Origin of the sequence: Paenibacillus ottowii (assembly GCF_050516475.1) — a bacterium.
Classification (GTDB): domain Bacteria; phylum Bacillota; class Bacilli; order Paenibacillales; family Paenibacillaceae; genus Paenibacillus; species Paenibacillus ottowii.
The window spans coordinates 4,035,841-4,047,624 of record NZ_CP191577.1; the positions used below are offsets into that span (position 1 = coordinate 4,035,841).

Below are 11,784 nucleotides of genomic sequence, written 5' to 3' on the forward strand. Positions count from 1 at the left end.
AGGATTTAAATAATAAATCTCTTTATGATATTTTAAAAAATAAACATAAGATTACATTTGGAATATCAAGAAAATATATAGTTATGGAATTTGCCTCTTTTGATGTAGCCACCTATTTAAATATTGAGGAAGGCTATCCTCTGCTGTGTATTAAAAGCACCGTTTGTAATCCAGACGGCCAAAAAATCCATCGTTCCAAGCAGTTGATATTAGGGGATAGGTTCGAGTTGATTGTTTAAGATTACGAACAGAAAGGCCACCTGCATTTGCAGATGGCCCTCCCTGCTAAATTCCCTTAAAATACTTTCTTCCGGTCTCTTTCCCCCTTCAAAATTTCTACTGACTCACGGAAACGCAGCGAATGAATGATCTCACGTTCACGCAGAAACTTTAAACTATCCTGCAAATCCACATCATCTGTCAAATCAATCAGCCACTGGTATGTAGCTCGCGCCTTTTCCTCTGCCGCAATATCCTCATATAAATCCGCGATGGGATCGCCTTTGGCTTGAATATAGGTCGCGGTAAAAGGAACCCCCGCCGCGTTTTCATAAAATAACGCACGATCATGTGCCGCATAATGCTCACCCAGACCAGCTGCTTTTAATTGCTCCACACTCGCATCCTTCGTCAGCTTGTAAATCATCGTTGCAATCATCTCGAGGTGGGCAAATTCTTCCGTCCCGATGTCATTTAGTACACCGATCACTTTATCCGGGATGGTATACCGCTGATTCAGGTAACGCAAAGCTGCTGCGAGCTCTCCATCCGCTCCCCCGTACTGCTCCATAAGCAACTTGGCCATGTGAGGGTCGCATTTGCTGACACGTACAGGATATTGCAGCTTTTTCTCATATACCCACATTCATGTTCCTCCTTTATTAATGGTTGTACCTGCTTATACCTGCCACGGCCAAGGCGCTTGGCTCCACTCCCAAGGATACTTAGAATAGGCACGGCCAAAATTTTGCAAAGGTCCATATAGGAGTTGGTACTCATTAGCAATTGCCGTTCTTTCCTGTGTCAGCTTGTTGAACTGTTCGATAGCCTGCAAATCATCCGGGTGAGTATTCAAATACAAATTCAGCTCTACCAACACAAAATCCACCGCTTGGAGCTTCTCCAATAGCGCATAAAACTGGGCATCAACTGGCTTGGTTTGAGAAGTATAGCCTTGGACCGGGATTCTGGGCTGACTATAGTCCTGAGCTTGACTTTGATACTGGTTTTGATACTGGTTTTGATATTGATACTCGTTCTGGTTCTGGTATTGATACGAATTTGAATAGGGGCTTTGAGGTTGACTAGGCTGTTGATGTCCACTCTCATACTGAATTTGCTGTTGAAATTGATTTGGGGACTGACCTTGATTTGGATTCTCCATGTTATTCGCCTCCCCCCTGGTTTCTCCTAGGCTCATAAGGACTATAAAGCAATGGCCATAGCGTTCCTTTCGTCAGCGCCTCTTCTGGGCTGAATTGCGGTAGACCAGGGGGCTGAAATTGTATAAACAAGTTTGGCGGAAGCACATAAGTCTTGCATAGAATGGGCGGACACGGATCGAACGGGCCGACAAACGGGGCATACTCACCTTGCTGTGGAAATTTCACGGGCCGGGACCTCCTTTAATTGATCCATCTGCTTTACTATTCAACATATGCCGCATCGCCCAAGTCTCGAACAGAAAAATTTGTTCAAAGAAATAAAACTCAAAAAGAGCCTTCAAAACCACGGTAACGTGGATTTAAAGGCTCTTTCTTCAGCACTCTATATAATTACATATCTGAACTGATCATGTTGTTCTCTGTGGATCAGAATTCCTCATCGCTAGAAAGCTCATCTTCATTGACCAGCTCAGGTTTGCGGTGAATTTTCACTCTCATAATGCGAAGCCTTGTTGCTTCCTCCACTTCAAAGGTCAGATTATAGAACTCTATTTTCTTCCCTTTCACCGGACTGCCTTCCAATTCCTTGAACAGCCAACCTCCGATGGAATCCACCTCGTCGTCCTCAATGTTCACTCCAGTCAAATCATTCACATCCTCAATGAGCATACGACCGTCCACAGAGATGAAATCTTCCTTCATTTCCACGCTTGGACGTTCATCCTCAAACTCATCATAGAGATCCCCGACGATTTCCTCCAGAATTTCCTCCGCTGTTAGCAGACCGGCTGTCCCGCCGTATTCATCCACCACGAGAGTCATTTGGGAATGTTTTTTCTGCATAAGACGCAGCACATGGCTTACTTCCATCGACTCCGGCACATTCAGAATAGGACGCACCACCGAGGCCAGATCCAGTTGCTCGCCCTGCTCGGCTAACAGAAGATCTGTAATATGAACAAAACCGATGATCTGATCTTTATCCTCCACCGCTACCGGATAACGGGAATGCTTGGTGTCACTGATAATCTTCAGATTTTCCTTAAACGACAAATTCGTGTACAAGCAATCCATATCCGTACGCGGCAACATGATCTCACGGGCAAGCAAGTCGGAAAAATCAAAGATATTATCCATCAGCTTGATTTCATCCTTATCGATTACACCGCTTTTGGCGCTCTGATTCATCAATATCCGGATTTCTTCCTCCGAATGTGCCGCTTCAGCTTCACTCGCCGGCTGAATGCCGAATGCCCGTAACAGCATGTTTGCGGCAGCATTCAACACCCAGATTACAGGCAGAAAGACCTTATAAAACAGCAGCAAGGGCGCCGATAAAACTAACGCCACACCTTCTGTCTTTTGAATCGCCAAAGACTTGGGAGCCAGCTCACCCAATACAATATGCAAAAAAGTAATGACGCAAAATCCGACGACAACGGATACCGTTGTAATCAGTGTACCGTCAGTTACACCGAGTTTGTGCATGAGTGGCTCTATCAGGTAGCCGGATACTGCTGGCTCACCAATCCAACCTAACCCCAATGAAGCCAGCGTAATGCCCAATTGGGTGGCAGACAGATAAGCATCCAACTTTTGGTTCACCTTCAACGCATAGCCTGCCAGGCGATGACCCTCACTTTGGAGCTGCGTCAATCGGGATTGGCGCATTTTGACCAGCGAAAACTCTGCGGCCACAAAAACACCGTTTAGAAAGACAAGCAGCAGTACCAAAAAGAGATTCACCCCTAGCAATCCCCAATGAAACTCGGTATGACCATCCAATACGAACTCCCCATTTCTTTAGTTAGCATTTTGCATCATTCGACTTGCAAGCTTTTCAATTCTGTATTTATGATTGGAAACTGTAATTGGAATCATGTAAAAATGCTTATAATTGTAATGCTTTTCTTGATTTAAAATCTACACCCTTGTAATACATATCTGCTACGAGTAGATTTGGTCCGCAACACGCAGCCGCATCACAATGACAGTTCACGGTCTGATTCAACGGATGCTCATTCAGCCATTCACCGAAGATATTCTCCAGACTGTTTTCCTGAATGTTTCCGAAAGCTGGAATGTCTGCAAAATCCGTTACATATACACTCCCCGTGAACATATTCACATTTACGCGGTTTCTTCCGTCCGGATCGTTACGCACCGTAATATTCGGCTCCTGTCTCAAACGGCGAAGCAATTTGCGATCTTCCTCACGCTCCGAACAAGCAAAGAATGGCAATGTACCAAACAACATCCACATGTCCTGATTTCGTACATCCAGCAGCTTATCAATCGATTTCCGCATATCATCAAGAGAAAGTACAGGCAACGCAGAGGCAAAATTCGATGCGTACATTGGATGAACCTCATGCCGTCGGCATCCCATTTCGTTAATCAACTGATGAATGCCCTCCAGCTTCGTGTGTGTCCGATAATTAATCATGGACTCGGCTGAAATGAACATGCCCATTTCGCTCAATCTGCGTGCATTCTCGATCATTGTTTCATACAAGCGAACAGCACCCGCGCGTGGGGTCGGACGTCTGGTATTGGCAAATCCAACTTCATAAAAATCGTCCGCATTCAAATAATTAAACGAAATATGCATGACATCCAGATACGGAAGCATCTTCTCATATCGACGGATATCCAATGTCAGGTTGGAGTTGATTTGCGAACGAATACCGCGCTCCTTGGCATATTTCAACAGCGGAACGATCACTTCGTCCACTGTTTTATCCAGCAAAGCAGGCTCTCCGCCTGTAATACTAATGGTCTCCAGATGCTCAACTTCATCCAGCCGCTTCAGCATTAGGTCTAAAGGAAGGAAAGGAGCCTCCTTCATAACCAGCATGTCGCCGACAGCGCAATGCTCACAGCGCATATTACATAAATGTGTTACGGTCATTTCCACACTGGTAAGCAAATGACGGCCATGTGTACGCAGTGAGACAATCGGGTCCCACGGATCATACGTTGGCGATATTTGGGGCAGCGTGTTATTTTGCAGAACTGTCATTATGTTTTCACCTTATTTCTGTTATTAACCTTAAAAGACATATAATTATCATATCATGATGAGTAAAGTGTCTGCATGCTTTCTTCCGCATCATCTGCTAATCTACGTGTACTCCACCGAAAGGACCGGTAGCAGCGCCCAATGTGTTTGTAATCATTACGGAAAGGGATACAGACAAATCCACATCATAAGGAGCCTTCAGTTCCTGCCCATCCCGGTCTCTAACAATACGAATGACAGGCCTTTGCGGGATTTTGGGATGTATACGCACTACGACTCCCTCTTCTCCCGTGTTGAGCACCACAGACAGCCCTAGAGGGTAAATAGCTACACAGTCACGAAAGGCTTCCAGCATCCGTTGCTCATACAACGTTCCTGCCCCTGCGTATAGCACCTCCATCGCTTCATAAGGTAACAAAGCCTGCTTGTAAATCCGACTCGCTGTCATGGCATCATACGAGTCCGCCAGACCGATCCATTTTGCATATTCGTGAATTTGATCCTTTTTCCAACCGTGCGGATATCCACTGCCGTCAATACGTTCATGATGCTGTAATGCACAATGAGCCGACAACAAGGGAATCCCAGGTTCGTCTTTAAGGAGCTTATAACCAATCACTGTGTGTGTTTTCATATGCTCATATTCCTCGTCCGTCAATTTGCCCGGCTTATAGAGCACTTGAGGTGAAATCTTCATTTTACCGATATCGTGCAGTAATGAACCTATTCCTAACTCCATGAGCTGGTTATTATCGTAGCCATTGGATATCCCCAGGACTAGTGAATACAAGCATACGTTCAAAGAATGATGATACAGATCCTGATCCGCGGCCCCAATATCCATTAACATAATGACGGCATCCTGACGGCCTCCAATATCGTCCAGAATGGATTCCATTACCTTATAAAATGACTTGCCAAAATATTTGTGCTTATGCTCTACGGAGTAGGATGACAAACCCTGGAACTGCTTTTTGATTTCTTGTAGCGCCATGGCCCTTGTCTGTTCATGGATCATCTCAGGAATGACAATATCTTCTGTCACAGCATCCTCAATGTATACATATCCAATTCCGACTTGGCCTAGACGTTCAATCAATCGTGAAGTAAGCTCAACACCTTCCGAGAGCAGCACCATTCCATTTTCATTGTATATTTTTTTGCCCAGCTTCATGCCGGCTCTCAATAATGTAACAGGTACCAGTCGCAGCTTAATCCTCTCCCGATTGTTTTGATACCTGAAGCCACCTAGCTGCAAAACATTCTTCCGTCGCGCCCGGACGCTTCAACTCCATTTCAACCAAATCCCGTAAAAATTCTGGAAGCATAAATCGGAGATCTGTTCCGTTCGCCAGCACCTTATAGCCTGCTTTGAAAGTGAACATATCCAACGTGCCCACTGTGTATTCCTCATCATCTTCCAAGGATTGACCTGCTACACGAATGTCCATCACTTTTGCATAAGGAGCACGATCCGGATCATACTGAATGGTCAATCCTTCCACACACATCGTACCAAGCACTTTACCCCTGAAGCCAAAGCCTGTCATGGGCTTGTCTGTAAATTCAGGCAGCAGGGACTGCTCCAGTGCCAACCGAATGTCTCTTCCCCGCAACTTCATCACACAGGGATTAATCGGCGATGGGCATAAGGCATGCAGTATTCCTTTGCTGATATCTCCTTGAGGCAATGGTCCGAGCAGTTGGCCTGCATTGACGAGCGCAATTTTGGTTCCTGTAAAATGGGACACCGATTGTGCCAGCAAATTCCCGAAAGGGGACTCCTGATTATAGGCGATCGCCAGTTCCCGATCCGTTACTGCCACTGTGCTCTCCATGGCCCGTTCTGCATGTTTTCGATGCAACATAATGGCCGATGCCACTTTTTCGTCCAGCAGCGTCTGATCCACAGGAACTACCCCGCCTGAGGTAACTCGAAACGGTTCAAGACTATCGTTACGAGTTAGTGTCACTTCTCCAAGCAACGTTCCGAACTTACCCGCCCCACACAAAACACTGTTCCCGATCCGCAGCGGTTCCTCCAGCACATGGTGGGTGTGACCGCCAAGGATCACGTCAATTTCAGGAAACTGAGACGCTAGTTGCTTATCAGAGGGTAACCCCAGGTGAGACATCACGACTACTACATCCACCTGCTTTTTGAGTGCTGCGATCTGCTTCCCCAGTACCTCGAATGGATCAAGCACATCCCAGCCCAACAATTGGTAAAACTCTGCAAAAGGTGCTGTCACACCGAGTAAACCGATCTTGATCCCTGCTTTGTTCAAAATAAGGGATTCCTTCATCCACGAAGGAATCATTCCCGTAGCACGCTCTGTAATATTGCCACATACGACTGGACAATGGATCCCCGCATAAGCCTGCTCAATCATATCCGGGGTAAAAGTCAGTCCCTCGTTGTTACCGATCGTAATTGCATCGTATCCTGTCAGATTTATCACATCCACATTTGCCCCGCCAAGCGTTCCTTCCGTCTCGGGGGCCATCCGATCCATGTGGTCTCCTATGTCCAGCACAAGTAGAGCATCCCCTAATGCAGCTCTTCGTTCATTGATCATCGCGGCTATCGAAGGCATACTGCCAAAATGACTATGGATATCATTGGTATGCAAAATGGTCAACGTTTGCCGTGTCGTCATCTCCATAACCGCCCTCCTCTATATTTTATATATCGACTTTGGAGCTTCTAATGTTTAAGCATACCATGTTATTTAGCAATATGGTACTTATGAGGTGGACATAGATAGTGAAATCATAGACATTTGCCTTCAATATGTAACTCAGAAGAGACGGGTCCTTGGGACCTATTTTACAGCTTGGAATAATAGTAAATTAGTCGTTGTCATCCCATATAATTCTTGATATATTAGGTTTGTTTCGTATTTTCGACAAATTTACGACAATAAGGAGGTTAGCGCATGAGAGTTCACGTTACCGATGCCAAGCCGGGAGATCGCCTCAAATCCGATACATATAATGGGCACGGTGTACCTGTCATGATACAGGGTACCGAGCTTCAGCAAGACGATATTTCCAAGCTCATTATGCACGGTGTTGATTATATTGACATTGATGCTGGTTCTGCAAGCATTCCGGTTGGCTTTGCCCCCGATGTTCCAGCTTCCCCCGAGTCCCTCAAACGCGCCGTTCCCCTCATGGAGCAAACGATCAGTGGCTTTGAAAACATGTTCCTCAATGCTTCCTCAACTGGAAAATTTGATGAACATCGGGTTGATGAGCTGTTCGGCCCTCTCGTTTCAGAGCTGGCTCGCCAAAAAGATGTCGTATCTCTGCTGTTAATTATGGAACGGGGAGATCACTATACCTATAATCATTCTCTCCAAGTAGGTATACTGTCATATTACATTGCCACATGGCTTGGATATACAGAGGAAGAGGCATATGCTGCTGGTAAAGCTGGATATTTACACGATATAGGCAAGTCCATGATCCCGGATGAAATTTTGAACAAACCGGATAAACTGACACCCGAAGAATTTCATGAGATGAAGAAACATTCTCAGTTTGGCTATGATATTATTCGCAATTCAACCAGCGATGAAATTTCAGCAATTGTCGCCTTGCAGCATCACGAACGCGAAGACGGAAGCGGATACCCCCATGGACTGTTCAAGGAAGAGATTCATCCTTTTGCCAGCATAACGGCTGTTGCCGACGTATACAGTGCGATGATTTCCAATCGTGTGTATCAGACAAAACAGGAGTTACTCACCGTATTACGTGAACTGCACAGCATGAGCTTTGGACATCTGAATCCAGAAACTACCCAAGTATTCATCAGACATATGCTTCCGAATTTCATTAATAAGCAGGTTCTATTGAATACAGGCCAGACAGGAACAATTATTCTGAATAATCCTGTGGATTACTTCAGACCCTTAGTAAGAATTAACGATCATGAATATATCGATTTGGCCAAGGAACGTCATGTATCCATTGATGAAATTTATCTGGAATCCTAATCTGCCACTAACACTGCCACCCGGCGTTACTTTGTTTGTGCGAAATGTTTTATCGAAGCACAGGCTACACAAATGTAAAGAGGCTGTCCTTAATCCGTAGGTTTTTCCTACAAAGGACAGCCTTTTTTGTGTTACGGACATTAGCCTAATTACGATCAATATTCCGGAGGGTCAGTAACACTCAAATCCCCACCGTTTCTGCTTGGAGTTTGCCCATTGAATATTCCTCCAAACAATACAATGCTTAAGCCTCCTTTATTTTGAAGAGAACCATATGCTCCCCTCTTTTATTTTTATACGAACCGAAGAAACGGAAGATTAAATATGAAGGCTCTCGTCAGTCTAGTATTAGTGTATTTGTTGTGCGGCAGATCCTCGTTTTATAGCATCTTGAACAGGTTAATATAGTTTGGATTCACTAAACTGCTTTTAACCTATAGGAGGGCTAATTATGTTTAGACATCAAAAAGAGTTGCAGTTCGAAGTGAAAGTAGAGCGACCTGACCCTCTATTTGCACGACAGGTACAAGAAGTTTTGGGGGGCCAATTTGGAGAAATGACCGTGATGATGCAATATTTGTTTCAAGGGTTTAACTGTCGTGGTGATGAAAAATATAAAGATATGTTAATGGATATTGGAACAGAGGAAATAGGACATGTGGAGATGCTGTGTGCTTTAATTAGTCAATTGCTTGATGGAGCTAAACCAGAAGATCAGGAACAAGCTGCGAAAGACCCTGTTACAGCGGCCATTATGGGAGGAATTAACCCGCAGCATTTACTGGTGAGCGGTCTTGGCGGATTGCCTACTAGTTCAACTGGAGTTCCATGGAACGGTTCCTACATTGTTGCAAGCGGCAATCTTTTGGCAGATATGCGGTCCAATTTGCATGCAGAGAGTCAAGGTCGATTGCAGGTAGCAAGACTATATCATATGACGCAAGATGAAAGCGTTAGGGCTACACTACGGAAAATGCTAGCACGTGACCGTTACCATCAGTATCAATGGATGGCAGCCATCCAAGAATTAGAAGAAAAAAATGGTGTTGTAGTACCGGCTTCTTTTCCGCCTGAAGCTGAGCAGGAATCTCAGCCTGAAGCATACGAGTTTTGGAACTTGTCTGAAGGCGAAGAATCCAGTGAAGGCCTGTGGGCAACAGGAAGTGCACCGGATGGAACCGGAAACTATGTATACATCTCTAACCCCGTTGCTAAAGGTCAAATTTATAGTGCTAAAACACCGGCAACCGAGTTGCATCATGACTTAGACCATAAAACTTCAGATAAGTAAAAAAGTGACAGACGAGTATTTCCAACATTAAAGCTTGCTTATTGGTGACACTAACTCAAAAAAGATGAAACACAAATATATACTTACAATCGGAACCAGGCGGCTTATCATAAGGCATTAAATCATAGCTAGTCATAAATCAAGAAGTTACAATATCAATGTAAGAGCAAAAAGCCCTGCCGACCCATTATGGTTAGCAGAGCTTTTTGGTTTAATCCAACCACCACTCATTAAACAAGAGGTGCCTGAATCAGTGTTGCGAAATTAAACTGGTGCACATGACCATCATTTAATGTAGTTTGACCTGTAACAAAATGTACGTGTTTTCCATTTCCGACTGGAATAGCTGGTCCAGTTCTAATTTTTTTCAGATTATGAAAGTGGTTCAGAAAATCAGTTTTTGTAAGATCAATTTCATGGATATGACTTCTTCCAACTCGAATCGCTTGCCCAGTAACACCTGCAAAGCGGTGGTTATGTCGGTCTGCGCCTTCTTCAGCCAGTTTCGTACTCCCTTCAAATTCGTGTACATGCCTCTGTGTCTGTTTAGAAGAGAGGGTTTTCTTTTTCACTCCAGTTTTATTCTTCTGCATCTGTTGGTATGCCTCCTTATGTTTGTGTCTCACAACATCCTATTAAGCAAACATACATAAGTGCTAGGCAACTATCTGCGGTCACAGAAAAAATAAAAGAAGACGAACTTAAAAAGTTCACCTTCTACCCTAAAAGGAAATCCGAGTCGGCACAGAATCAGCATGACTCCGATTTAACAGCTTTAATTATCGCAAGTATCTTGTCTCACCAAGAGTTACCGCGTTTTAACCGATACTACCTTCCATTTCGATTTGGATTAAGCGCAAGCGGAGCGGTTAACCGTTTGATTACGTGGTTTAAGCATCTCTACTCACAGTTATTTAAACGATTCTCATTAAACTAAAAAGCTTTCGGTATCATGCGTGGTATCACATTTTACTGAAAGCTTAATTTTTTCTACTATTATATATAGTGTTTTTTGACGATTAACATTCACCCTTTCTTTTCCCATCCAGATCCAAAGCAGCTCGTTGGCCTTTAGTCATTTCTACTATGTATTTACGCAAATTACTTTCCGAAGCCATAGGGGCGGTTAAAATAACCTCCTTTCAATATTGATCACCTGACTCTAGAAATAAGCTGTTTTCATACTCCAGTAGCCATTATTGTTTTACTAAGAATGTCTCTAAGAAATTGCCTAAAAATCATTATCAAGTATTTTGTAACATCATCATTGGTCAGCAATTTCAAACGATGATCTTTCCAGATGATCTTGCACGTCTGATCTTCCGTTGAAATTCTTACATATACGCCTGTCACGCTGCACACTTTCATATTTTTTATAATTATACTCATAACAAGTGGCTCGTAATTTATCAATAGAATCAAATGTAATAAATTCAATATGCATCTATGCATCACTCGCCCTTTATAGCCGTTTTGTCGTACAATCCAGATTACACCACAAAAAGGCTCTAGGTAAGTCTGGAGGCTTTATTTTTATTTTTCCATTAATTCATTAAATATTTCTCTATCTTCGGAAGTAAAGTCGGAAATCCGTTTCTTTTGCTTGTATGTGTTGGTACTTGAATCCAGCTTAATGAAGCTATTTTCACCAACCACATATACGATATTGTTTTTTATCTTATATGACACAATATTATCAACAGTATTTTCCGTTGGAGCAGCAAGATGATTATAAAGTATTAAAGGGTCGTCCGGCCCCCCTCTAAAAATTTGAAAAGTCCCGTCACCAAAATATTCTACGGTATCTTTGCCTGATGGGTATTTATACTTCGTATCATCCCCAGAATTCACCAAGAAAATTAGAGTAGTAATTATAACTAGTAGAGAGATCAAGATCAAAATAAAGATATATCTACGCTTCATCTACAATTCACACCTCACTTCCAGGCTTTTCTCGTATCAGTTACTGTTACATAAGACGTATACTCATTTAATGTTCCCCATGATTCCATTAAATTTGTTAGGTTTGCTGCAGCCCAACCGAGTTTGTTGTTCCCAGTAAACATTTGTTTAAAATTATAC

General features: G+C 43.5%; 12 protein-coding genes. 3 read left to right on the forward strand and 9 right to left on the reverse strand.

The window, feature by feature from the left end:
* A partial coding sequence (locus ACQQ6X_RS18775; RefSeq protein WP_430493480.1) for a UTRA domain-containing protein occupies window positions 1-239 on the forward strand: 239 nt, incomplete at its 5' end.
* A gap of 56 nt (window positions 240-295) precedes the next feature.
* Here ACQQ6X_RS18775 and ACQQ6X_RS18780 read toward each other — a convergent pair.
* From ACQQ6X_RS18780 to ACQQ6X_RS18810, 7 genes are all read right to left on the reverse strand, one after another.
* A complete protein-coding gene (locus ACQQ6X_RS18780; protein WP_126666898.1) occupies window positions 296-865 on the reverse strand; it encodes a manganese catalase family protein in 570 nt (189 codons plus the stop codon).
* 33 nt (window positions 866-898) lie between these two features.
* Window positions 899-1,384, reverse strand: coding sequence for a spore coat protein CotJB (locus ACQQ6X_RS18785; RefSeq protein ID WP_305166541.1), 486 nt, complete (start codon window positions 1,382-1,384; stop codon window positions 899-901).
* 1 nt (window position 1,385) lies between these two features.
* Window positions 1,386-1,610, reverse strand: a complete 225-nt coding sequence (locus ACQQ6X_RS18790; RefSeq protein ID WP_063213143.1) for a spore coat associated protein CotJA — start codon at window positions 1,608-1,610, stop codon at window positions 1,386-1,388.
* A 201-nt stretch (window positions 1,611-1,811) separates the two neighbouring features.
* Window positions 1,812-3,170, reverse strand: a complete 1,359-nt coding sequence (locus tag ACQQ6X_RS18795) for a hemolysin family protein (protein ID WP_305166542.1) — start codon at window positions 3,168-3,170, stop codon at window positions 1,812-1,814.
* A 106-nt stretch (window positions 3,171-3,276) separates the two neighbouring features.
* Window positions 3,277-4,407: a radical SAM/CxCxxxxC motif protein YfkAB gene (gene yfkAB / locus ACQQ6X_RS18800; RefSeq protein WP_305166543.1), complete on the reverse strand. Its 1,131-nt coding sequence runs from the start codon at window positions 4,405-4,407 to the stop codon at window positions 3,277-3,279.
* A 97-nt stretch (window positions 4,408-4,504) separates the two neighbouring features.
* The gene (locus ACQQ6X_RS18805; RefSeq protein WP_305166544.1) at window positions 4,505-5,665 is read right to left on the reverse strand and encodes an HD-GYP domain-containing protein; all 1,161 of its coding nucleotides are present in this window, start codon (window positions 5,663-5,665) and stop codon (window positions 4,505-4,507) included.
* Window positions 5,619-7,073 (reverse strand): bifunctional metallophosphatase/5'-nucleotidase, encoded by a 1,455-nt coding sequence (locus ACQQ6X_RS18810; RefSeq protein WP_305166545.1) that lies wholly within the window; start codon window positions 7,071-7,073, stop codon window positions 5,619-5,621. Before ACQQ6X_RS18810 ends, ACQQ6X_RS18805 begins: the two co-directional genes overlap by 47 nt.
* A gap of 273 nt (window positions 7,074-7,346) precedes the next feature.
* Here ACQQ6X_RS18810 and ACQQ6X_RS18815 point away from each other — a divergent pair, with 273 nt between their 5' ends.
* The gene (locus ACQQ6X_RS18815) at window positions 7,347-8,411 is read left to right on the forward strand and encodes an HD-GYP domain-containing protein (protein WP_305166546.1); all 1,065 of its coding nucleotides are present in this window, start codon (window positions 7,347-7,349) and stop codon (window positions 8,409-8,411) included.
* Window positions 8,412-8,862: 451 nt separating this feature from the next.
* Window positions 8,863-9,702, forward strand: coding sequence for a manganese catalase family protein (locus tag ACQQ6X_RS18820; protein ID WP_149036008.1), 840 nt, complete (start codon window positions 8,863-8,865; stop codon window positions 9,700-9,702).
* Between the two features lie 230 nt (window positions 9,703-9,932).
* Here the strand turns inward: ACQQ6X_RS18820 and ACQQ6X_RS18825 are convergent, their stop codons facing one another.
* Together ACQQ6X_RS18825 and ACQQ6X_RS18830 are read right to left on the reverse strand one after the other, a co-directional pair.
* Window positions 9,933-10,295, reverse strand: coding sequence for a YmaF family protein (locus tag ACQQ6X_RS18825; protein WP_305166547.1), 363 nt, complete (start codon window positions 10,293-10,295; stop codon window positions 9,933-9,935).
* A 940-nt stretch (window positions 10,296-11,235) separates the two neighbouring features.
* Window positions 11,236-11,625 carry a hypothetical protein gene (locus tag ACQQ6X_RS18830; RefSeq protein WP_305166548.1) on the reverse strand — a complete coding sequence of 130 codons (390 nt, stop codon included), beginning with the start codon at window positions 11,623-11,625 and terminating at the stop codon, window positions 11,236-11,238.
* Window positions 11,626-11,784: the final 159 nt, after the last annotated feature.